This is a genomic window from Bacillus sp. URHA0034 (assembly GCF_056280405.1).
In genome coordinates this window covers 2511450-2534524 of record NZ_JBWCDK010000002.1, presented here as the reverse complement: position 1 = coordinate 2534524, position 23075 = coordinate 2511450, and the positions used below count along the sequence as shown (strand labels likewise).

General features: G+C 41.5%; 16 protein-coding genes, 1 tRNA gene, 3 rRNA genes, 3 pseudogenes and 1 riboswitch. Of the genes and pseudogenes, 21 read left to right on the top strand and 2 right to left on the bottom strand.

The annotated features are described in order from the left end of the window. Positions 1-50 precede the first annotated feature (50 nt). Together ACZ9EE_RS14160 and ACZ9EE_RS14155 are read left to right on the top strand one after the other, a co-directional pair. Positions 51-254, top strand: a complete 204-nt coding sequence (locus ACZ9EE_RS14160; RefSeq protein ID WP_476028024.1) for a hypothetical protein — start codon at positions 51-53, stop codon at positions 252-254. Positions 255-555: 301 nt separating this feature from the next. Beyond that, positions 556-987, top strand: coding sequence for a hypothetical protein (locus tag ACZ9EE_RS14155; RefSeq protein ID WP_476028022.1), 432 nt, complete (start codon positions 556-558; stop codon positions 985-987). 469 nt (positions 988-1456) lie between these two features. Here the strand turns inward: ACZ9EE_RS14155 and ACZ9EE_RS14150 are convergent. Then, a pseudogene (locus ACZ9EE_RS14150) lies at positions 1457-2220 on the bottom strand (IS110 family transposase). Between the two features lie 349 nt (positions 2221-2569). Between ACZ9EE_RS14150 and ACZ9EE_RS14145 the strand changes: the two are divergent. The 9 genes and pseudogenes from ACZ9EE_RS14145 (at position 2570) to rrf (ending at position 12250) form a co-directional block, all read left to right on the top strand. Continuing rightward, positions 2570-2770, top strand: a complete 201-nt coding sequence (locus ACZ9EE_RS14145; protein WP_027322891.1) for a cold-shock protein — start codon at positions 2570-2572, stop codon at positions 2768-2770. 472 nt (positions 2771-3242) lie between these two features. Further along, positions 3243-4112 (top strand): YitT family protein, encoded by an 870-nt coding sequence (locus tag ACZ9EE_RS14140; RefSeq protein WP_476028020.1) that lies wholly within the window; start codon positions 3243-3245, stop codon positions 4110-4112. 483 nt (positions 4113-4595) lie between these two features. Then, the gene (locus ACZ9EE_RS14135; protein ID WP_476028018.1) at positions 4596-5720 is read left to right on the top strand and encodes a restriction endonuclease; all 1125 of its coding nucleotides are present in this window, start codon (positions 4596-4598) and stop codon (positions 5718-5720) included. Between the two features lie 256 nt (positions 5721-5976). Continuing rightward, positions 5977-6503 (top strand): annotated as a pseudogene (locus tag ACZ9EE_RS14130) (ATP-dependent DNA ligase). After that, complete coding sequence (locus ACZ9EE_RS14125; RefSeq protein WP_476028016.1) at positions 6496-6699, top strand: hypothetical protein; 204 nt, start codon at positions 6496-6498, stop codon at positions 6697-6699. Before ACZ9EE_RS14130 ends, ACZ9EE_RS14125 begins: the two are co-directional and overlap by 8 nt. Positions 6700-6907: 208 nt before the next feature. Further along, positions 6908-6976, top strand: a tRNA-Arg gene (locus ACZ9EE_RS14120). A 389-nt stretch (positions 6977-7365) separates the two neighbouring features. Continuing rightward, positions 7366-8915 (top strand): 16S ribosomal RNA (locus ACZ9EE_RS14115). A 204-nt stretch (positions 8916-9119) separates the two neighbouring features. Then, a 23S ribosomal RNA gene (locus tag ACZ9EE_RS14110) occupies positions 9120-12053 on the top strand. Positions 12054-12134: 81 nt separating this feature from the next. Then, positions 12135-12250: ribosomal RNA gene (rrf, locus tag ACZ9EE_RS14105) — 5S ribosomal RNA — on the top strand. The 16S, 23S and 5S rRNA genes sit together here with 1 tRNA gene alongside, the layout of an rRNA operon. 139 nt (positions 12251-12389) lie before the next feature. On the opposite strand, the gene ACZ9EE_RS14100 is transcribed toward rrf, so the two are convergent. Then, positions 12390-13640, bottom strand: coding sequence for a TolB family protein (locus tag ACZ9EE_RS14100; protein ID WP_476028014.1), 1251 nt, complete (start codon positions 13638-13640; stop codon positions 12390-12392). A 141-nt stretch (positions 13641-13781) separates the two neighbouring features. On the opposite strand from ACZ9EE_RS14100, the gene ACZ9EE_RS14095 reads away from it, so the two are divergent. The 10 genes and pseudogenes from ACZ9EE_RS14095 to purF all read left to right on the top strand — a co-directional run bounded on the left by ACZ9EE_RS14095 (position 13782) and on the right by purF (position 23067). Further along, positions 13782-14306: a DUF2179 domain-containing protein gene (locus tag ACZ9EE_RS14095; RefSeq protein WP_476032959.1), complete on the top strand. Its 525-nt coding sequence runs from the start codon at positions 13782-13784 to the stop codon at positions 14304-14306. Next, a complete protein-coding gene (locus tag ACZ9EE_RS14090; protein WP_476028012.1) occupies positions 14303-14500 on the top strand; it encodes an NETI motif-containing protein in 198 nt (65 codons plus the stop codon). Before ACZ9EE_RS14095 ends, ACZ9EE_RS14090 begins: the two co-directional genes overlap by 4 nt. 88 nt (positions 14501-14588) lie before the next feature. Beyond that, a riboswitch (purine riboswitch) is annotated at positions 14589-14690 on the top strand. 126 nt (positions 14691-14816) lie between these two features. Continuing rightward, entirely contained in the window at positions 14817-15305 is a 489-nt protein-coding gene (gene purE / locus ACZ9EE_RS14085; protein WP_476028010.1) for a 5-(carboxyamino)imidazole ribonucleotide mutase, read from the top strand. Then, entirely contained in the window at positions 15298-16446 is a 1149-nt protein-coding gene (purK, locus tag ACZ9EE_RS14080; RefSeq protein ID WP_476032958.1) for a 5-(carboxyamino)imidazole ribonucleotide synthase, read from the top strand. Before purE ends, purK begins: the two co-directional genes overlap by 8 nt. Before the next feature lie 4 nt (positions 16447-16450). Beyond that, positions 16451-17749 carry an adenylosuccinate lyase gene (purB, locus tag ACZ9EE_RS14075; RefSeq protein ID WP_476028008.1) on the top strand — a complete coding sequence of 433 codons (1299 nt, stop codon included), beginning with the start codon at positions 16451-16453 and terminating at the stop codon, positions 17747-17749. A gap of 79 nt (positions 17750-17828) precedes the next feature. Beyond that, positions 17829-18549: pseudogene (purC, locus tag ACZ9EE_RS14070) on the top strand (phosphoribosylaminoimidazolesuccinocarboxamide synthase). Then, positions 18542-18796 carry a phosphoribosylformylglycinamidine synthase subunit PurS gene (gene purS, locus ACZ9EE_RS14065; RefSeq protein WP_476028006.1) on the top strand — a complete coding sequence of 85 codons (255 nt, stop codon included), beginning with the start codon at positions 18542-18544 and terminating at the stop codon, positions 18794-18796. The pseudogene purC and the gene purS overlap by 8 nt, the downstream one beginning before the upstream one ends. Further along, on the top strand, positions 18793-19476 hold the full coding sequence (gene purQ / locus ACZ9EE_RS14060) for a phosphoribosylformylglycinamidine synthase subunit PurQ (RefSeq protein ID WP_476028004.1): 684 nt from the start codon (positions 18793-18795) through the stop codon (positions 19474-19476). The genes purS and purQ overlap by 4 nt, the downstream gene beginning before the upstream one ends. Then, positions 19460-21679: a phosphoribosylformylglycinamidine synthase subunit PurL gene (gene purL, locus ACZ9EE_RS14055; RefSeq protein WP_476028002.1), complete on the top strand. Its 2220-nt coding sequence runs from the start codon at positions 19460-19462 to the stop codon at positions 21677-21679. Before purQ ends, purL begins: the two co-directional genes overlap by 17 nt. Continuing rightward, the gene (gene purF / locus ACZ9EE_RS14050) at positions 21664-23067 is read left to right on the top strand and encodes an amidophosphoribosyltransferase (RefSeq protein WP_476028000.1); all 1404 of its coding nucleotides are present in this window, start codon (positions 21664-21666) and stop codon (positions 23065-23067) included. Before purL ends, purF begins: the two co-directional genes overlap by 16 nt. Positions 23068-23075 lie beyond the last annotated feature (8 nt).

Here is a 23075-nt window from a genome sequence, read left to right as displayed (position 1 = left end):
ACTGGGTATATAATTTTAAGTAATTTCCGTCAAGGTGAGGTAGACTTTAAATGGAGACATTACTCCAAGCGAGAAGAAGACAGAGGTACCATGTAACAATCAAGGGAAATGGTCAGGAAGAACATGTTGTCGTAATAGCGTACTCCCATGAAGAAATGAATAGTTTAATTAACAAACTTTATAAGCATATAATTATTGATGAGAAGGGTTTACCTTCAGGAGAAATTTTATTCGAGACAACAGAACTATTATAAAATAGACTGTGTCTTTTTTTTTGCCCTATTAATAATCATTTCGTAATAGAAAAGTCGAGGGCTTCAATCCCCCGACCATTTTTATTATAACACTAAAAAGGTTATTGCTTATGGAAAGAAGTACCATGTTATGGTTTTTATTTAACAAACTGCAGGATAGTTTAATAAAAAGTGGGTACTATAAGTTCATTAGCTAGACTGGTGCCTTATTTCAAATATAGAAGTGTCGTCCTTTATTACGTATAAAATTATATATAATTTAAATACTAAATTTGTCCAATTAAGATTAAGGAATGATGATATGATCCAAGATAGGATGTTAAGAATAGGTATATTAGGTGTACTGTCAACAATACCAGGAGAGATTGCTTCGAGGATATTTGCACATTTTGGCTTCGGAAAGTTTGGTATTTATGAATTATCAAGTCTTATTATTACATTTAACAGACCTGTATTTTTCATAGGATTAATTGTAGATTTTTTAGTTAGTAGTGTTTTTGCAGTCTTACTTTACTTTATATTTGAAAAGTTTGGTTCATTCCATTTAGTTATAAAAACGACCGTGGGCACTTTATTTGCCTGGTTAGCATGTGAACTATTATTCACAGCATTAATAGAAGGTAAGTATATCGATATTAGACCAATCAATGATTATTATTCTCATATTTTCAGCACCATCATTTTTGGTATTACATTAGGATTGTTGCTAAAAAAATTTATATTCAAGAGTTAACCCTATATTAGAAGTAATATTTAGTGAAAAAGAGATTGTGAACAATAGCACTTAAACTCCCTCAGTTTAATACGATTTTCTCCCAAATACTCGCTTATTCGCAGGATTTCATACCCATTTGAATAGGTTTAACGGTTAAAGGATGTGATTTCAGACCATTTTGGCTTCGTGAAGGCATAGTGAAATAAAGGAGTGCAATACTACTCCATATTTTACCATATGATGTACATGCTCCACGCCGCCCCTGGAGGCTTTCCCTCCCATGTCTCAACGGGTCAATTGCCCTATCATTCCTTCGTCATGCCTATCCAAGGGGTGGAGGCCAGTTTTGCTATAGGAATGGGTCTGTGCCCTTATGTTTAAGTAATCTGGTACGCCGTACATATTTGAAATCCTACGAATAAGCCAACATTCGGTAATAAATTTACACTTTCTCCTAAAATGGATGACTTATAATTTAGTATGTTTATTATGCCGCCATCGGTGATAATGGTTTGAGTTTATCAGAACAATAGGATTCATTACGTTTAGAGATTCCCACAAAAATCCTAGCCAACTTGCCAACTAACTTCATAATTGATTTCATTTTCTTCATTTTCTTAGCTTTAACATTATGAGTGTGTAATGCTTTAAATTCTGGATTATTCGCAACTAGACTCATGGTTGCCAGGAAGAGGAATCGCCTTAATCTCGACTTTCCACGCTTCGAAATAACAATTTGTCCTTTCCATTTGCCCGAACTTGCTTCGGCTAAGTGTAGTCCCGCATGGCGAAGTAGAATTCGAATGATTCCGATGTGAACCTAACTTCAGAGTAGTATCCGTTCTTTACCCTATCCGCAATAACTAAGGCATCTTTTTTATCACTTTTTGATTGAGTATTATCACGATTTTCTTTATTCTTTTTTACTAAATGTGGATTTACCGTTACTACTTCAATATCTTGATTGGAAAGCCATTTTGAAAGATTGATCCAGTAGTGTCCAGTAGGTTCCATCCCAATTATAACTTCATCTAGGTTATTTAATTTTTGAAGATTTATAATCCATTTCAATAAACTAGCAAAACCTTCTTCATTATTTTTGAATGTAAGTGGATCTCCGACAACAATTCCACGGAAATTAACAGCTCGTGCTACATGTAATTGTTGAGCAATGTCCACACCAACAACGAGGTGTTTAACGGAAATTCTTTCTATTAGTTGATTTTGTTTGTTTTGCATTTTAAACTTCATAGTAGGGTTCCTCCTAAGTTGTGAGTTAGAGTGGTGTCTATACTCATATCTTACTGAGGAGCCTTATTTTTTTCAAAGTCGAAAAATAACGATCTACAGGAATGCTATATGGGTGCTTTACTTGAATAAGAGCAACATAAGAATCCAAAACTAGGTATGATAATTCATGAATGGCAAAAATGGTTTTGTTTACGTCTTCTTGCAAATACTTTTAAAAAATGTTAAACTTTAGAAGAATTATTTTTGTTCGGTGTAAAGGATAGTATAAGATTAACTTTTCGTCTTGATGATCACTGAGTGCAAGGATAGTAACACAATGTGTGTAAAGCACACAGCAGGAGGAAACAAAATGGAACAAGGTAAAGTAAAATGGTTTAACGCAGAAAAAGGTTTCGGATTTATCGAGCGTGAAGGCGGAGAAGACGTATTCGTTCATTTCTCAGCGATCCAAGGCGAAGGTTTCAAATCTTTAGACGAAGGTCAAGCAGTTACTTTTGACGTTGAGCAAGGTCAACGTGGAGCTCAAGCGGCTAACGTGCGTAAAGCTTAATAATAAGAACAAACTAAAGCAGGCTCTTTATAGAGTCTGTTTTTTTTATTTCTTCTTTTAAAAACAAGGAGCCCCACTCACGAATGAGTAGGGCACATGTAAACAAGTAAATCAAATGGTAAACAAAGTGTATCACATAATAACGAAATGTCCTAATTTGAATGGGAGGCTGAAAAGCTTGCTCGTTTTATTTACTACTTTTATCGAACCAATCAAATGCCATGTGAAAAAGGGAACCTAACAAAATCAGGATACCCCCAGACACAAGCAGAAAATACAATTTTCTTATTCATTTTACTTCTCGGATGAATATTAATACACATTACGATGATAATTTGTCACCAGAGGGATAAAATCATGTCCACTTGTAACAGGTTCTTTTGTTTTTATACATAAAACCAGTTTATGTTAATGTCCCTATAATAATTAGGGAAAAATAAAAGGAAACATTACATACTAGAAGGAGATAAGGATGACAGAACTATCGAAGAAAAAATTATCAAAAACTAATGTTTTAAAACGTGTTATTGCTATTTTTATCGGGGCTGTTTTGATGGCGATAGGGTTAGAGATTTTCCTTGTCCCGAACAATGTTATAGACGGGGGGATAACTGGTATATCCATTATGCTTTCCCATATTTCTGGATTACCTTTAGGGTTATTTATTTTCATTCTCAACTTACCGTTTTTTTATTTAGGTTATAAGCAAATTGGAAAAACATTTGCGATATCATCAGTCTTCGGTATTATTGTTCTTTCTATTTTCACATCGCTCTTTTATCCCATCCCAGCTTTTACAGATGACATTCTTCTAGCTACAATTTTTGGGGGAATAATTTTGGGAGTTGGGGTAGGACTAGTTATTCGTTATGGCGGAGCCTTGGACGGAACTGAAATACTTGCGATATTAATTAATAAAAAAGTACCTTTTTCTGTTGGTGAAATCATAATGTTTTTTAACCTTTTTATTTTAGGTGCAGCAGGATTTGTTTTCACATGGGATAGAGCAATGTACTCCATACTTGCCTATATAATTGCGTTTAAAACAATAGATGTAGTTGTTCTAGGTTTGGAACAATCAAAATCCGCATGGATTTTTAGCAATAAGAATAAAGAAATAGGAGATGCTATACTTGCTAGGTTGGGGCGTGGTGTAACCTACATGAATGGTGAAGGTGCATATTCAGGAGATGACACAAAGGTGATTTTTTGCGTCATAACACGTCTAGAAGAAGCAGAACTTAAGAATATCGTTGACGAAATTGATACGACTGCCTTTTTGGCTATAGCTGATATAGCAGAAGTAAGAGGTGGAAGAAATAAAAAGAAAGACATACATTAATTAGGCTGAGAATACTTTTCGATATATTTATTAGGTATTAGATATTTTGTATTTAAAGATATACATCAGCAACATGTTTGTGAAAAAAATCCCTCAGTTTAATACATTTTTCTCTCGAATACTAGCTATCGGGGTGCTTTACTTTTATAACCGATGATCGTCTAACTGGCGATCATTTTTTTTTGGTTCCTAGATGAAACATTCGATAATGTAGACAAACTGTTTGGTAAACGGAATAGAGACGAATGAGTATGGATCAATAGATTAATGGGGGTACCGTATCACGAACCAGGGGAGATATGTTTTATCGCCATGTGCCTGATGATTCACGTCTATGGACATAATTATCAAACCCTTCATGAGAATTTTTATTAATGTTTTGGACCTTGATGCCTACAAAAAATAAATATTGAAAAGTGTTTTTATGGTAAAATTAGTCATGTGTAGAGGAAGAATTGGGGCGAATTAATGGATAGTAATCTAATGAGCAAGAAAGCATTGTCTGCAAAAGTTGGTTGGTCTGAAGCTAATGGTAGGAGATGGGTGAAAAACTTTAAAGATTATATTCCTTATATTGTGGGAAAAAATAAAGTTTACTATACAGAAGAGTCTTATAAAATATTGACTTTAATTAAAAGGATGAGCGAGAACGGTTTAACAAGTTCTGAAATCTTAGAGATATTTAAAGTGAATGGAATACCTGAAAGTGACACTGAGCTAAAGCAGGCATTTGATAAACATACAAGTAAATCTATGAGTGGTTATATTAAGAATATCGCTGATACAGTTCCCAGTCAAAAAGATTTGGTCTTGCCTGTACTTTCTATTTTAAGTGATAAAAAACCGCATACTACATCCATGTTAAACAATGCTGTTTCGTCTTATTTTTCTCTAAGTGAAGATCAAAGGAATATGACTTATCAAAATAGTAAAGATAGTATTTTTTCGCATAGAATGAGGACTGCGAGATTTAGTTTGAAAAAACAAGGATTCATCGATGAAGTAAGTAAATTCACGTACCAAATCACAGAAGAAGGTATTGAACTCCTTAACGATAACGCAGAAGATATTAATGAAGAGATAAAAGAATTAGAAAAATTAGTTGATCCGTTTGAAGTTGTTGAAGAAAAAGTTGAAGAAATTGAAAATGATTTAGTAAAGGATCTAATTGATCAATTAAAACAAGCACATTGGAGAAGATTAGAAACAATTGTTGTAGAATTAATGACTGCTATGGGATATGGGGATGGACAAGTTACTGAAAAAACAAATGACGGTGGATTGGACGGAATTATCAAAGAAGACAAGCTTGGCTTAGATAATATATATATTCAAGCAAAAAAGTGGGAGAATTCAGTCGGTAGACCAGAGGTAATGAGTTTTTCAGGTGCATTAGATGCTAAAGGAGCCAGAAAAGGGATATTTATTACTACTTCAACCTTTACATCAGGTGCAAAAGAATATGTTGAAAGATTAGAAACTAAGAAAATAATTCTTATTGATGGAAAACGCTTGGCAAAATTAATGATAGAAAACAATATTGGTGTAGGTATTAAAAAGAAGTTTGTAGTTAAAGAGGTAGATTTTACATATTTTGAAGGAGAATAAGCATTTTATTGTGATCATGCCAATGGTGCCTGTGAGACAAACTATTGTTTTCAGGAGTGTTGTGACCACTCTCACAATGTTATGTTACTACTCCTGCTTACTAATATAGTTGTTAAAAGGCGGCCATTAATTTGGCGGTCTTTTTATTTCATTAAAAAAAGCCATATAAATTTAAATCGCCAAATGCGACAATCGTTGATACTTGGGGTTTCCATTCAATTTACAATTATATTCTGTTAAATATTGTAGAGGTGTTGTGTTATGTATATATCGCCTATGCTATTGCATAAATAGGATCAACCGTTCAAATTCGACCGATTGCATCACGGAACTAAAATTAGACGGCATCCGTTTAATATATTCAGTTGCTGACTCGGGTAAAGTCCGTTTGTATTCACGGCAAAATAACGAAATCACATCGAAATTCCCCGAGGTACCGTACTCGATGGAGAGTTAATAGTAAGTGACAATCATGGTAGACCCGACTTTGAAGCAGTAATGAGCCGTTTCATGAGTTCGAAAGATAAGTCGCCAATTACTTTTGTCGCTTTTGACGTTTTGCAACACAAAGGAGAACGGATCACATATCTACCATTACATGAGCGTAAAGATATACTAGTGGAAATAGTACAAACAGATTCTTCGTTAATCGCCAAGACACAGTTTATTGAAGGTAACGGTGAAGCCTATTTTGACGCTGTTAAAGCGCAAGCCCTCGAGGGTATCGTCTTAAAACGGAAAGAGTCTGTTATGAAGTCGGCAAACGTTCACACTCGTGGTTGAAGGTGTTAACTATCAGTATTCGGAAGTATATGTCGTTGGCTATCGTAAATCAGGGGAATTCGGGTTATTACTAACGTTTGATGATGGGTGTTATGCAGGAGTATTGGAGCTGGGTACAAATCAGTTGGTTCGTAAGTATATATACGGTAAGTCAGTGATACGTAAAGAGAAGGATACTGCATTTATTGAGCCGTGAAGGTGCCGTGTAAAATATCGTAATTTTACAAAGGCAGGTTTATTACGTCTTCCAAGTTTTGTTGAGTGGATTTGACGTCCACTCTTTTTTATTACATTAATATTGTATTTCAACGACTTTTCTTCCTAATATATACCGTGTTATAATGAAACGGTCGAAAGTTCGTCAAATGACCGTATCAGTGCCCGTTTCAAAATGCGTTCATATAGCGGTTTGAGCAGTTTAGAGCATAAGCCTTCTAAGCGTACGGTCAGAGGTTCGAATCCTCTAAGGCGCGTAAAAACTCATAATGATCTAAAACGCTTGAGTACTAGGCCTACTCAGGCGTTTTTTTGCATATTAAATGATAAACTATGACTTAAATATAAATCATTTCAATAATGGGTGATATTTAAAAAGTTGAAAAAGGATACCTTTTTAAAATAATAAATATGGTTGACACCAAAATAAGTTGGTGTTATTATATAAAAGTTGCCAGCAAAACTATTAAGCTATTATTTAAAAGATAGAAAATAGTTGTTGACAGCATCGAAGATAACTGATAAGATATAAAAGTTGTCTCATTAAATTGTTCTTTGAAAACTAAACAAACAAAAACGTCAACAAACAATAATTATTCATTTCTTATGAAATGAAGCCAACGTAACAAAATGAGCTAAATCAACTTTCTCGGAGAGTTTGATCCTGGCTCAGGACGAACGCTGGCGGCGTGCCTAATACATGCAAGTCGAGCGAATCAACAGGAGCTTGCTCCTGTTGATTAGCGGCGGACGGGTGAGTAACACGTGGGCAACCTGCCTGTAAGACTGGGATAACACCGGGAAACCGGTGCTAATACCGGATAATCCTTTTCCTCTCATGAGGAAAAGTTGAAAGTCGGTTTCGGCTGACACTTACAGATGGGCCCGCGGCGCATTAGCTAGTTGGTGAGGTAACGGCTCACCAAGGCGACGATGCGTAGCCGACCTGAGAGGGTGATCGGCCACACTGGGACTGAGACACGGCCCAGACTCCTACGGGAGGCAGCAGTAGGGAATCTTCCACAATGGACGAAAGTCTGATGGAGCAACGCCGCGTGAGCGATGAAGGCCTTCGGGTCGTAAAGCTCTGTTGTTAGGGAAGAACAAGTACCGGAGTAACTGCCGGTACCTTGACGGTACCTAACCAGAAAGCCACGGCTAACTACGTGCCAGCAGCCGCGGTAATACGTAGGTGGCAAGCGTTGTCCGGAATTATTGGGCGTAAAGCGCGCGCAGGCGGTCCTTTAAGTCTGATGTGAAAGCCCACGGCTCAACCGTGGAGGGTCATTGGAAACTGGGGGACTTGAGTGCAGAAGAGGAAAGCGGAATTCCACGTGTAGCGGTGAAATGCGTAGAGATGTGGAGGAACACCAGTGGCGAAGGCGGCTTTCTGGTCTGTAACTGACGCTGAGGCGCGAAAGCGTGGGGAGCAAACAGGATTAGATACCCTGGTAGTCCACGCCGTAAACGATGAGTGCTAAGTGTTAGAGGGTTTCCGCCCTTTAGTGCTGCAGCTAACGCATTAAGCACTCCGCCTGGGGAGTACGGCCGCAAGGCTGAAACTCAAAGGAATTGACGGGGGCCCGCACAAGCGGTGGAGCATGTGGTTTAATTCGAAGCAACGCGAAGAACCTTACCAGGTCTTGACATCCTCTGACACTCCTAGAGATAGGAATTTCCCCTTCGGGGGACAGAGTGACAGGTGGTGCATGGTTGTCGTCAGCTCGTGTCGTGAGATGTTGGGTTAAGTCCCGCAACGAGCGCAACCCTTGATCTTAGTTGCCAGCATTCAGTTGGGCACTCTAAGGTGACTGCCGGTGACAAACCGGAGGAAGGTGGGGATGACGTCAAATCATCATGCCCCTTATGACCTGGGCTACACACGTGCTACAATGGATGGTACAAAGGGCAGCAAAGCCGCGAGGCCTAGCCAATCCCATAAAACCATTCTCAGTTCGGATTGTAGGCTGCAACTCGCCTACATGAAGCCGGAATCGCTAGTAATCGCGGATCAGCATGCCGCGGTGAATACGTTCCCGGGCCTTGTACACACCGCCCGTCACACCACGAGAGTTTGTAACACCCGAAGTCGGTGGGGTAACCGTAAGGAGCCAGCCGCCTAAGGTGGGACAGATGATTGGGGTGAAGTCGTAACAAGGTAGCCGTATCGGAAGGTGCGGCTGGATCACCTCCTTTCTAAGGATATAAGCTGGACATATGAGCCAGACAAAACGTTTGTTTGATGGTTTTCTGTTTGTTTAGTTTTGAGAGTGCAATCTCTCAAGGCTTTTTTTAATCGTTCTTTGAAAACTAGATAATCGTATAGAAGAAACCAAGTAAAAACCGAGTAAAATCGCCATTTTAGTTTTTTCTCTCTATTAAATAGAGTAAAACCTTTTAGGTTAAGTTAGAAAGGGCGCACGGTGAATGCCTTGGCACTAGGAGCCGATGAAGGACGGGACTAACACCGATATGCTTCGGGGAGCTGTAAGTAAGCTTTGATCCGGAGATTTCCGAATGGGGAAACCCACTGCTCGTAATGGAGCAGTATCTTTACCTGAATACATAGGGTATTGATGGCAGACCCGGGGAACTGAAACATCTAAGTACCCGGAGGAAGAGAAAGCAAACGCGATTCCCTAAGTAGCGGCGAGCGAAACGGGATTAGCCCAAACCAAGAGGCTTGCCTCTTGGGGTTGTAGGACACTCAACATGGAGTTACAAAGGAACGGGGTAGATGAAGCGGTCTGGAAAGGCCCGTCATAGAAGGTAAAAGCCCTGTAGTTGAAACTTCGTTCCCTCCTGAGTGGATCCTGAGTACGGCCGGACACGTGAAATCCGGTCGGAAGCAGGGAGGACCATCTCCCAAGGCTAAATACTCCCTAGTGACCGATAGTGAACCAGTACCGTGAGGGAAAGGTGAAAAGCACCCCGGAAGGGGAGTGAAATAGTTCCTGAAACCGTGTGCCTACAAGTAGTTAGAGCCCGTTAATGGGTGATAGCGTGCCTTTTGTAGAATGAACCGGCGAGTTACGATTACATGCAAGGTTAAGTTGAAGAGACGGAGCCGCAGCGAAAGCGAGTCTGAATAGGGCGTATGAGTATGTGGTCGTAGACCCGAAACCAGGTGATCTACCCATGTCCAGGGTGAAGTCCAGGTAACACTGGATGGAGGCCCGAACCCACGCACGTTGAAAAGTGCGGGGATGAGGTGTGGGTAGCGGAGAAATTCCAATCGAACTTGGAGATAGCTGGTTCTCTCCGAAATAGCTTTAGGGCTAGCCTCACGTAGTTAGAGTCTTGGAGGTAGAGCACTGTTTGGACTAGGGGCCCTCATCGGGTTACCGAATTCAGACAAACTCCGAATGCCAAAGACTTATCCGTGGGAGTCAGACTGCGAGTGATAAGATCCGTAGTCAAAAGGGAAACAGCCCAGACCACCAGCTAAGGTCCCAAAGTATACGTTAAGTGGAAAAGGATGTGGAGTTGCTTAGACAACCAGGATGTTGGCTTAGAAGCAGCCACCATTTAAAGAGTGCGTAATAGCTCACTGGTCGAGTGACTCTGCGCCGAAAATGTACCGGGGCTAAACGTATCACCGAAGCTGTGGATTGACACCGTTGGTGTCAGTGGTAGGAGAGCGTTCTAAGGGCGTTGAAGCTAGACCGTAAGGACTGGTGGAGCGCTTAGAAGTGAGAATGCCGGTATGAGTAGCGAAAGATGAGTGAGAATCTCATCCACCGAATGCCTAAGGTTTCCTGAGGAAGGCTCGTCCGCTCAGGGTTAGTCGGGACCTAAGCCGAGGCCGAAAGGCGTAGGCGATGGACAACAGGTTGATATTCCTGTACCACCTCTTTATCGTTTGAGTGATGGGGGGACGCAGGAGGATAGGGTAAGCGCACTGTTGGATATGTGCGTCTAAGCAGTTAGGCTGAGAAGCAGGAAAATCCGCTTCTCGCGAAGGCTGAGCTGTGACAGCGAGGGAAATATAGTACCGAAGTTCCTGATTCCACACTGCCAAGAAAAGCCTCTAGCGAGATAAAAGGTGCCCGTACCGCAAACCGACACAGGTAGGCGAGGAGAGAATCCTAAGGTGAGCGAGAGAACTCTCGTTAAGGAACTCGGCAAAATGACCCCGTAACTTCGGGAGAAGGGGTGCTCTTTGGGGTTCATAGCCTCGAAGAGCCGCAGTGAATAGGCCCAGGCGACTGTTTAGCAAAAACACAGGTCTCTGCGAAGCCGCAAGGCGAAGTATAGGGGCTGACGCCTGCCCGGTGCTGGAAGGTTAAGAGGAGGAGTTAGCTCACGCGAAGCTCTGAATCGAAGCCCCAGTAAACGGCGGCCGTAACTATAACGGTCCTAAGGTAGCGAAATTCCTTGTCGGGTAAGTTCCGACCCGCACGAAAGGCGTAACGATCTGGGCACTGTCTCAACGAGAGACTCGGTGAAATTATAGTACCTGTGAAGATGCAGGTTACCCGCGACAGGACGGAAAGACCCCGTGGAGCTTTACTGTAGCCTGATATTGAATTTTGGTACAGCTTGTACAGGATAGGTAGGAGCCTGAGAAGCCGGAGCGCCAGCTTCGGTGGAGGCGTCGGTGGGATACTACCCTGGCTGTATTGAAATTCTAACCCGCACCCCTGATCGGGGTGGGAGACAGTGTCAGGTGGGCAGTTTGACTGGGGCGGTCGCCTCCTAAAGAGTAACGGAGGCGCCCAAAGGTTCCCTCAGAATGGTTGGAAATCATTCGTAGAGTGTAAAGGCACAAGGGAGCTTGACTGCGAGACCTACAAGTCGAGCAGGGACGAAAGTCGGGCTTAGTGATCCGGTGGTTCCGCATGGAAGGGCCATCGCTCAACGGATAAAAGCTACCCCGGGGATAACAGGCTTATCTCCCCCAAGAGTCCACATCGACGGGGAGGTTTGGCACCTCGATGTCGGCTCATCGCATCCTGGGGCTGTAGTCGGTCCCAAGGGTTGGGCTGTTCGCCCATTAAAGCGGTACGCGAGCTGGGTTCAGAACGTCGTGAGACAGTTCGGTCCCTATCCGTCGTGGGCGCAGGAAATTTGAGAGGAGCTGTCCTTAGTACGAGAGGACCGGGATGGACGCACCGCTGGTGTACCAGTTGTCTTGCCAAAGGCATCGCTGGGTAGCTATGTGCGGACGGGATAAGTGCTGAAAGCATCTAAGCATGAAGCCCCCCTCAAGATGAGATTTCCCATAGCGTAAGCTAGTAAGATCCCTGAAAGATGATCAGGTTGATAGGTCAGAGGTGGAAGCGTGGCGACATGTGGAGCTGACTGATACTAATCGATCGAGGACTTAACCATAGTCTAAAGCGAATAAGCTCGTTTTTATAAAGTTTCTTCTACATTATCTAGTTTTGAGAGAGCGATCTTTCAATTAAATAGTCTGGTAATTAAGGCGAGAAGGTCACACCCGTTCCCATACCGAACACGGAAGTTAAGCTTCTCAGCGCCGATGGTAGTTGGGGCTTTGCCCCTGTGAGAGTAGGACGTTGCCAGGCACGAAAAAAGACAATCTTTAATGATTGTCTTTTTTTGTGCATTCCAACTAACTAGTATTCGGCTAATAGAACCTATACTAATAGAAACAATATAAATAAAATGGTAATTCCCTTCAATAGATGTACTTCTATTGGAATTTTAGAGATCACCGCCGGTATAGATACTAAACACCTCTTCCCAATTCCATCGATCATAATAAGAGCTTGCCATCGTTATATTTTTAATCCACTTTCGCTCTTTTTTATCCTCTAAGACAAATATTGAAGCAGTAAATTTATTTGTCCTAATCCAAAGAAGTTTATTACCAATGTATTGAGGGACAAAATCCGCTTCTTTTTCAGAAGGGAAGGTTACCTGAGTTTGCTGACCGGCAGACAGATTAACCTTGTAAATACTTGGCAATGACCTTTTGCTAAAATCTGCATGAGGGTCTTCTTTAGCACGGGCAATATAAATGATCTGGTCATTCTTCCATGAAATGTCCCTATCAACATAACCTTCTGGAGTAAATACCATTTTACTCATTGAAGGAACAAGAATAATTTCAGTCCGCTTATTAAGATTTGCTTCTCTTCCGACTCCCTTAACATATCCAAGTGACCTTTCAGAGGGTGCCCACTTAAACCATTTCTCATCATTCAGCATCTCACCAGCTCTACTATAGACTTGCCCGTCCTGGGATATCAAACAAAGCGTATTAGCGTCTGCTGACAATGAGGCTGTTGGAATTAGTAAGAAACTAATCCACTTTTGGTCATACGACCATTTAAACTGACTTGTACTGATAAAAAAATCATTGTCACGAACTGGAATAGTAAAAATCAGCTTGATCACTGGTTTGTGTGTTTTAAGAGTTATTTTAGATAAAAGGATATCTGAGTGAAGCTGATTGCTCTTTTTTGATGATGTTAAAATCCCGTTGCCATCAGGAAGCCAAGAGAAATTTTCAATATGGTCTGCCACTTTTGTAGCGAGGAATGGAATGGCTGGTTCGAGATTCAGGGAATATAAATCCCTCCTTACTAAAAAAGAAATTTTATTGTCTCGAGGTGCCCATTGGAAATTTTTATTCACACCTGATTTTATTTTAAAATGTTTATTTATTTTAAGATTGAATAGCCACAATTCCCCATCATTGAGGAGCTTTGTTTCCTCATTCTTTTTTTCTTTAAGGTAGGCAATCCAATTTCCATCAGGCGACCACTTTGGATACCTAATATACTCATTGTTAGTAACCTTGTTTTCCCTACTTCCAACTTTTATCCACAGATCATTGGTTCTAATAAAGGCCGCTTTATGGATAACTTGTTTCTGACTTGCAAAAGTTATGGCTAAGGATAGATTGGGAACTGTAAATAGAAACATGAACAAAATAACTTTTTTTAACATTCTAACCGTCCTTTTACCTAGAATGATTTTTTGTTATTCTGTACAAATAAATAAGATTAATCATGATTTGAAAAATAAATCTGTGTTAAAGTGAGAAAAGTGTAAGAAGAAGGAGGGCCAAAAGTGTTAGACAATAGTTTTATGATGGTAGGGATTATCTTAGTCATTAATATCATTTATGTTTCTTTTTTTACGATAAGGATGATTTTGACCTTAAAGGGACAGAGGTATTTAGCTGCTGGTCTAAGTATGATTGAGGTTGTCATATATGTGCTGGGACTTGGCCTCGTTCTCAATAACCTAAATGAAATCCAGAATCTGATTGCTTATGCAGTAGGATATGGAATTGGAGTCATTGTTGGGATGAAGATTGAAGAGAAGCTCGCTCTAGGATACATTACGGTGAATGTAATTACCGCGGAGTACGATAAGGATCTACCTAAACTTTTAAGAGAGAAAGGCTATGGGGTGACCGACTGGGCTGCACATGGTCTGGAAGGAAATCGAATGGCGATGCAAATCCTTACTCCCCGAAAATTTGAATTAAAACTATATGATATGATTAAAAGTTTAGATCCCAAAGCCTTTATTATTTCATATGAACCAAAATCAATTCATGGCGGCTTTTGGGTGAAATCAGTGAAAAGAGGGAAGTTGTTTTCATGAGCAAGAAAAAACTATTATTCGAGCTGCAGGAAAATGAAAGTATTGAGGAATGTCTGAATAGGATGAAACAGCAGGGATATGCTCCCGTCCGGCGGACAGAGAAGCCAATATTTCAAGAGGTAAAAAAAGCAGGCGAAACCATTTATGAACCTATTGGCCGCCAAATTGTCTTTGAAGCTAAGTTAATCGAGTAAAACACGAACATTATAGTGTTATTTAAAAATAATGTTCGACATATTTATTGACACCTAAGGTGATGGTTGGTAAGATAAAGCTATCGGATCAAACAACTATTTTTACCCTCGTATATCCATGGGAATATGGCCCATAAGTTTCTACCCAATAACCGTAAATTATTGGACTATGAGGGAAAGTCAATATGTTCGGCAAAAGGGCTTGTCCCTTACTTTATTTTATTTCTTCAACATGCCCGGACAAATGGCTTTCTCTTACATTGAGAAGCTATTTGTTACGGGCATTTTATTTTGCCTTTTAAAAGGGGGATCTAGAATGACCACACTTGTTGGTGTCATCATGGGAAGCAAATCAGATTGGGAAACCATGAAATATACATGTGAAGTTTTAGACCAGTTAGAGGTCACTTATGAAAAAAAGGTCGTTTCCGCACATCGTACACCAGATTTAATGTTCAAATATGCAGAAGAAGCTAGAAACAAAGGGCTAAAGGTGATCATTGCTGGAGCAGGCGGTGCTGCCCATCTTCCTGGGATGGTTGCAGCCAAAACAACCTTGCCGGTTATTGGGGTTCCTGTTCAAACCCAAGCGCTAAAGGGGATAGATTCCCTGCTGTCGATCGTCCAAATGCCGGGCGGTGTACCGGTGGCCACAGTGGCTATCGGAAAAGCAGGTGCAGTTAATGCGGGATTATTAGCAGCACAAATTATCGCAACGGAAGACCAGGCGCTTGCAGGCAGATTAGAGGCAAGAAGAGAAGCCACTAAACAAGAGGTACTAGAAAGTAGTGATCAACTTGGATAAGAAGACGATTTTACCAGGTGAAACGATTGGAATCATCGGAGGCGGCCAGCTTGGAAGAATGATGGCTTTGGCAGCGAGGGCACAAGGCTTTCGAATCGCTGTTTTAGAGCCCACGCAAGACTCGCCCTGTGGACAAGTAGCAGATATAGAAGTTATCGGGGCATACGACGACAGAGAAGCTATCGGCCGCTTAGCTGAAGTAAGTGATGTCATTACGTATGAATTTGAAAATATAGATGCCGATACGTTAAGCTGGATTTGTGACCAGGCCTATGTACCTCAGGGTCCAAAGCTGCTGACGATCACGCAGGATCGGATTAAGGAGAAAGCAGCTATCCAGCAAGCGGGTGTGGAAGTGGCACCATACGCAGTCATTAGTACACGGCAGGATTTATTTTTAAAAATAGATGAGATTAGTTACCCGGCTGTATTAAAGACTGCAAGAGGCGGTTATGATGGAAAAGGCCAGTTGGTAATTAGAGAAGAACAGGATCTAAAAAAGGCGGAGCCGCTCCTAACACACGGTGCTTGTGTGTTAGAGAAATGGATTCCCTTTGAAAAAGAAATTTCGGTCATTGTAACTCGAAGGATGGATGGAGAAACAGCGATTTTTCCGGTGGCTGAAAACATCCATAAGGAAAATATTTTGCATAAAACGATTGTACCGGCGCGAATTTCGCAGGCAACTGAGTTAGATGCGATTCAAAAGGCAAAGCAGATTGCGGATTCGCTTGAGCTTGTTGGGACACTGGCTGTTGAGATGTTCGTAAACAGTGACGGTACCATTTTTATTAATGAGTTGGCACCACGCCCGCATAACTCCGGTCATTATACAATTGAGGCTTGCGAGACGTCGCAATTTGAGCAGCACATCCGGGCGATCTGCAATTGGCAATTAGGGAGTACACAGTTGTTAAAACCTGCTGTTATGGTCAACCTATTAGGTGAGCATCTGGAGAACCTGTATGAAGAGATTCCGGACTTAAATGGTTGGAAAGTACATTTGTACGGGAAGAAGGAAGCAAAGGTCAAACGCAAAATGGGGCATATAACCATATTACGAGAGAACGTAGAGACGGCTCTTAAAGAAATTGATGAAAGCAGCATCTGGGAAACTGCTAAAGAAAAGATCGGGGGATAAATGAATGATTGATCGTTATACAAGACCAGAAATGGGAGCTATTTGGACGGAGGAAAACCGTTTTAATGCCTGGCTCGAGGTTGAAATTCTTGCTTGTGAAGCATGGGCAGAGTTAGGGGAAATCCCAAAAGAAGATGTGAAAAAATTACGCGAGAATGCTTCTTTCAATATCGACAGAATTAAAGAAATTGAAGAGGAAACTAGACACGATGTCGTCGCCTTTACCCGTGCAGTTTCGGAAACATTGGGTGAGGAACGCAAATGGGTCCATTATGGATTAACATCAACTGACGTAGTCGATACCGCACTATCCTATCTCTTAAAGCAGGCTAACGCGATTATCTTAAAAGATATCGAAAACTTCATTGAGATTTTAAAAAATAAAGCGATTGAACATAAGTTTACGGTAATGATGGGCCGCACACATGGAGTCCACGCTGAACCAACTACTTTTGGATTAAAGATGGCCTTATGGTATGAAGAAATGAAGCGCAACCTTGAGCGCTTTAAACAGGCTGCTAAAGGCGTGGAGTTTGGCAAGATTTCCGGTGCTGTAGGGACCTATGCAAACATTAATCCATTTGTAGAGCAATATGTTTGCGAAAAATTAGGAACAAGCCCAGCGCCAATCTCAACACAAACCTTACAGCGTGACCGTCACGCGCACTATATGTCTACGCTTGCGTTGATTGCGACTTCAATAGAAAAGTTTGCAGTTGAAGTTCGCGGCTTACAAAAGAGTGAGACTCGTGAAGTAGAGGAGTTCTTTGCAAAGGGTCAAAAGGGTTCTTCGGCAATGCCGCATAAACGGAATCCAATTGGTTCAGAGAACATGACAGGATTGGCACGCGTGATTCGCGGCTATATGATGACTGCCTATGAAAATGTACCGCTATGGCATGAGCGTGATATTTCACATTCGTCTGCAGAGCGGATTATCCTTCCGGATGCGACAATTGCCTTGAACTACATGCTAAACCGCTTTGGCAACATTGTGAAAAATCTAACGGTGTTCCCAGAGAATATGAAACGCAATATGGAGCGTACTTTGGGATTGATTTACTCTCAGCGTGTCCTATTAGCTTTGATTGATAAGGGGTTATCACGTGAAGAGGCTTATGATACGGTACAGCCTAAAGCGATGGAAGCCTGGGAGAAACAAGTACCATTCCGCGGTTTAATTGAGGCGGAAGATAAGATTACCTCATTGCTTTCACAAGAAGAGATTGCAGATTGCTTTAACTATAACTACCATCTCCAGCATGTGGATACCATTTTTGATCGCTTAGGGTTAAATGGATAAATTAAATGATGATGAAGGGCGAGGTCTGCCCTTCTCATGTGAGATAAATTCACAATATTATGAATAGGGGTGCGTTAGGATGAGAGAAATGCTTTACGAGGGCAAAGCGAAAAAGATTTTTACAACTGACGATGAACAAGTCGTGTTGGTTCAATATAAAGATTCCGCAACTGCTTTTAACGGTCAAAAGAAAGCCACTATTACTGGAAAAGGCCGTTTGAATAACGAGATTACTAGTTTGTTATTTTTAAAGCTAAAAGAACAAGGCATCGATTCAAAAAAAACATTTTATCAAACGAGTATCAGAAACTGAGCAGCTGGTGAAAAGAGTATCGATTATTCCTCTTGAAGTCGTTGTCCGCAATGTCGCAGCAGGAACACTTTCAAATCGTTTGGGAATTGAAGAAGGCAAAGAACTGTCTACTCCTATCGTTGAATTTTATCTTAAAGACGATGCTTTGGGCGACCCGCTTGTGACTGTTGATCACATTCTTGAGCTAAAGGCAGCAACCGTCAAAGAACTTGAAATTTTAAAGAATAAAGCACTTCAAATCAATGCAATTTTATCAAGCTTTTTCAATGAGCTCGGGATTCGTTTAATCGATTTTAAACTCGAGTTCGGCAAAGACCATAACGGGCAAATTTTACTTGCCGATGAGATTTCTCCAGATACCTGCAGACTGTGGGATAAAGAAACCAATGAAAAGCTCGATAAGGATGTATTCCGCCGGGATTTAGGAAGTTTAACAGAAGCCTATGAAACTATTTTAGCGAAATTGGGAGGACATCAGCATGTATAAAGTTAAGGTTTATGTAACATTAAGGGAAAGTGTTTTAGATCCACAAGGAAAAGCAGTGACGCATTCCTTACATTCATTAAACTATAAACAAGTAACAGATGTCCGTATCGGAAAATTCATGGAGTTAACAATTGAAAAATCAGATCGTGATATTAATGAAGTCGTTAATGAAATTTGTACCAACCTGTTAGCGAATCCGGTTATTGAAGATTATCGTTACGAGGTAGAGGAGTGTGTGACACTGTGAAATTTGCGGTAATCGTATTTCCTGGATCAAATTGTGACGTTGATATGTTTCATGCCGTTAAGGATGAACTTGGAGAAGAAGTGGAATATGTATGGCATGATGCCGATAATCTAGACGAGTTTGACGCCATTTTGCTGCCTGGAGGTTTCTCTTTTGGGGACTACCTGCGCACAGGAGCGATTGCCCGTTTCAGCCGCGTAATGAAAGAGGTAGTAAAAGCAGCGGAAGCCGGAAAGCCAGTCCTTGGCGTTTGTAATGGATTTCAAATTCTTCTTGAAGCAGGTCTGCTTCCAGGGGGAATGAGACGAAACGAGAGCCTATCGTTCATTTGTAAACCAGTCGAACTAAAAGTGGAGAACAATCAGACCATGTTTACAAACGCGTATGGGGAAGGAGAAAGCATCATGATCCCTGTCGCACATGGAGAAGGAAATTATTATTGCGATGAAGAGACACTAGCCAAACTGAAAGCAAATAACCAAATTGCTTTTACCTATAATCAAAATCCGAACGGAAGTCTTGCGGATATTGCAGGAATCACCAATGAAAAAGGCAATGTCCTAGGAATGATGCCGCACCCAGAAAGAGCGGTTGATGAGCTCCTCGGCGGAGCTGATGGTTTAAAAATGTTTCAATCGATTGTAAAAGCTTGGAGGGAAGCACATGTTGTCAACGCTTGAACCAAATCCTACTCAGATCAAAGCAGAAAAAGTTTACCAGCAAATGGGTTTGACCGACGAAGAATTTGCACTGATTGAAAACATTCTTGGCCGCACACCTAACTACACTGAAACTGGTCTTTTTTCGGTAATGTGGTCGGAACACTGCAGTTATAAAAATTCAAAACCTATCTTGAAAAAATTCCCGATTACAGGTGAACGGGTACTTCAAGGACCAGGAGAAGGCGCCGGGATCGTCGATATCGGTGACGAGCAGGCGGTAGTATTTAAAATTGAAAGTCATAACCATCCATCTGCGATTGAGCCTTATCAAGGAGCAGCAACAGGTGTAGGCGGGATTATCCGCGATGTGTTCTCGATGGGGGCACGTCCGATTGCCATGTTGAACTCTCTGCGTTTTGGTGAACTAGATTCTGCCCGCGTACGTTACTTATTTAAAGAGGTAGTCGCTGGGATTGCCGGCTATGGGAACTGTATCGGAATTCCGACAGTTGGCGGCGAAATTCAATTCGATCCATGCTATGAAGGGAATCCACTAGTTAACGCGATGTGTGTTGGATTAATTGACCATAAGGACATCAAAAAAGGCCAGGCACATGGTGAAGGCAACACGGTTATGTATGTTGGAGCAAAAACAGGACGCGACGGTATTCACGGTGCTACTTTTGCATCTGAAGAATTAACCGAACAATCCAATGAGGACCGTCCAGCTGTTCAAGTTGGTGATCCATTCATGGAGAAGCTGTTGTTAGAAGCTTGCTTAGAGCTCATTCATTGTGATGCACTAGTGGGTATTCAAGATATGGGTGCAGCGGGACTTATTAGTTCATCTGCAGAAATGGCCAGCAAAGCTGGAATGGGCATTGAGATGAATTTGGACTTGGTGCCACAGCGTGAAACAGGGATGACTGCATACGAAATGATGCTATCTGAGTCCCAGGAACGGATGCTTATTGTTGTTAAAAAGGGAAGAGAACAAGAAATCGTTGAGCTTTTTGAAAAATACGGCTTAGAAGCAGTTGGTATTGGTACTGTTACAAGTGATAAACAAATGCGCCTTTTCCATAAAGGAGAAATCGTGGCGGATGTTCCAGCGGATGCACTAGCGGAAGAAGCACCGGTTTACCATAAACCATCAAAAGAACCAAGCTATTTTGCTGAATTCCAAGCGATGGAAAACGAAATTCCTCAGGTCGACGATCTGAAAGGAACATTAGTAAGTCTTTTAAGTCAGCCAACGGTCGCTAGCAAAGAATGGGTTTATGAGCAATATGACTATATGGTGCGTACCAATACAGTCGTTGCTCCAGGATCGGATGCAGCCGTTGTAAGAATCCGCGGCACACGAAAAGCACTGGCAATGACAACCGATTGTAACTCCCGCTATGTTTATTTGGATCCGGAAGTGGGCGGTAAAATCGCGGTAGCAGAAGCAGCCCGTAATATTGTATGTTCCGGGGCAGAGCCTTTAGCGATTACGGATAACTTGAATTTCGGTAACCCAGAAAAGCCAGAAGTGTTCTGGCAAATTGAAAAAGCAGCAGATGGTATGAGCGAAGCCTGCCGTGTCCTTGAGACGCCAGTTATCGGCGGAAACGTTTCTTTATATAACGAAACTAGTGGAACTGCGATTTATCCAACCCCTGTAGTAGGAATGGTTGGTTTAGTAACAGATCTTGACCATATTACAACACAGCATTTCAAACAGAATGGCGACCTTATTTATCTAGTAGGGGAAACGAAGGATGAATTTGGCGGCAGTGAACTGCAAAAGCTTTTAAACGGACGTGTATTTGGTAAGGCTCCTGAATTGAATGTAACGATAGAAAAGGAAAGACAAAATCAGATACTTGCAGCGATTCGTGCAGGAGTGGTTCAATCTGCCCATGACCTATCAGAAGGTGGTTTAGGGGTTGCGTTAACGGAAAGTCTATTCGCAAATGAAAAGCTTGGCGCTGAAGTATCAATTGCAGGGAATTCTGTTTCTGCATTATTTAGTGAGACTCAATCTCGTTTCTTAATAACTGTGAAACCAGAAAATAAAGATGAGTTTGAAAGATTAGTAGTAGACGCAGTGCAGATTGGTACTGTAACGGAAACCTCAACATTGGAAATCAAAAATGATGATGCATCAGTGCTTGTTGCTTCAGTAGCAGAACTAAAAGCTGCCTGGAAAGGAGCCATCCCATGCTGCCTGAAATAAAGGGATTAAACGAAGAGTGCGGTATCTTTGGTGTCTTTGGACATCAGGATGCTGCCCAGTTGACCTATTACGGACTTCACAGCCTGCAGCATCGCGGTCAAGAAGGAACCGGTATTGTTGTTTCCGATGGCAAAAAGCTTACAGGTGTAAAAGGCGAAGGGCTAGTATCGGAAATTTTTACAACTGAAGCTATGAAGGACTTAGTAGGCGATGCCGCCATCGGCCACGTTCGTTATGCTACAGCAGGCGGCGGGGGCTATGAGAACGTACAGCCGCTTCTGTTTCATTCACAAACAGGAAGTCTTGCGCTTGCCCATAATGGCAATCTAGTCAATGCCAATTCCCTGAAGTACCAGCTTGAATCCCAGGGAAGTATTTTTCAAACAAGCTCTGACACAGAGGTTTTGGCTCATCTCATTAGAAGAAGCGGTTATCCTCAGTTGAAGGATCAAGTCAAAAACGCTTTATCGATGTTAAAGGGAGCATATGCCTATTTAATCATGACAGAAACAGAGCTTATGGTAGCTCTCGATCCACATGGTTTACGTCCATTGTCCCTAGGCTGTCTAGGAGATGCTTATGTTGTAGCATCAGAAACCTGTGCCTTTGATGTGGTAGGGGCCGAATATATCCGTGATATTATGCCAGGTGAACTATTAATTATTAATGAAAAAGGATTAACATCTGAGCGGTTTTCCATCAGTACCACAAAAGCGATTTGTACGATGGAATATATTTATTTTTCAAGACCTGATAGTAATATTCAAGGAATCAATGTTCATACTGCCCGTAAAAATATGGGGAAACAATTAGCAGTGGAAGCACCTTTTGAAGCGGATGTTGTGACTGGGGTTCCTGATTCTAGTATATCAGCAGCGATCGGCTATGCAGAAGCTACCGGGATTCCGTATGAAATGGGTTTAATTAAAAACAGGTATGTTGGCAGGACGTTTATTCAACCGTCACAATCACTCCGTGAGCAAGGGGTAAAGATGAAGCTTTCGGCGGTCCGCGGAGTTGTCGAAGGAAAGCGTGTTGTCATGGTTGATGACTCGATTGTGCGCGGAACGACGAGCAGACGAATTGTGAACCTATTGAAGGAAGCCGGAGCAACAGAGGTTCATGTGGTGATTAGCTCACCACCGATTAAAAATCCTTGTTTTTATGGCATTGATACGTCGACAAAAGAGGAATTGATTGCCTCTGATAAAAGCGTTGAGGAAATTAGAGAATTGATTGGGGCAGATTCATTAACCTTTATTAGTGTCGAAGGGATGATGAAGGCACTTGGCCAGGAAGGAACGAATGGCTATTGCCTTGGCTGCTTCACCGGGAATTATCCAACAGAAATTTATCCTGATACACTACAATACTATTATCAAAAATAAGGTGGGAG

Coding starts and splice junctions, on each gene's coding strand:
- ACZ9EE_RS14160 (WP_476028024.1), top strand. CDS start 51: ATGGAGACATTACTCCAAGCGAGAAGAAGACAGAGGTACCATGTAACA.
- ACZ9EE_RS14155 (WP_476028022.1), top strand. CDS start 556: ATGATCCAAGATAGGATGTTAAGAATAGGTATATTAGGTGTACTGTCA.
- ACZ9EE_RS14145 (WP_027322891.1), top strand. CDS start 2,570: ATGGAACAAGGTAAAGTAAAATGGTTTAACGCAGAAAAAGGTTTCGGA.
- ACZ9EE_RS14140 (WP_476028020.1), top strand. CDS start 3,243: ATGACAGAACTATCGAAGAAAAAATTATCAAAAACTAATGTTTTAAAA.
- ACZ9EE_RS14135 (WP_476028018.1), top strand. CDS start 4,596: ATGAGCAAGAAAGCATTGTCTGCAAAAGTTGGTTGGTCTGAAGCTAAT.
- ACZ9EE_RS14100 (WP_476028014.1), bottom strand. CDS start 13,640: ATGTTAAAAAAAGTTATTTTGTTCATGTTTCTATTTACAGTTCCCAAT.
- ACZ9EE_RS14095 (WP_476032959.1), top strand. CDS start 13,782: ATGATGGTAGGGATTATCTTAGTCATTAATATCATTTATGTTTCTTTT.
- ACZ9EE_RS14090 (WP_476028012.1), top strand. CDS start 14,303: ATGAGCAAGAAAAAACTATTATTCGAGCTGCAGGAAAATGAAAGTATT.
- purE (WP_476028010.1), top strand. CDS start 14,817: ATGACCACACTTGTTGGTGTCATCATGGGAAGCAAATCAGATTGGGAA.
- purB (WP_476028008.1), top strand. CDS start 16,451: ATGATTGATCGTTATACAAGACCAGAAATGGGAGCTATTTGGACGGAG.
- purS (WP_476028006.1), top strand. CDS start 18,542: ATGTATAAAGTTAAGGTTTATGTAACATTAAGGGAAAGTGTTTTAGAT.
- purL (WP_476028002.1), top strand. CDS start 19,460: ATGTTGTCAACGCTTGAACCAAATCCTACTCAGATCAAAGCAGAAAAA.
- purF (WP_476028000.1), top strand. CDS start 21,664: ATGCTGCCTGAAATAAAGGGATTAAACGAAGAGTGCGGTATCTTTGGT.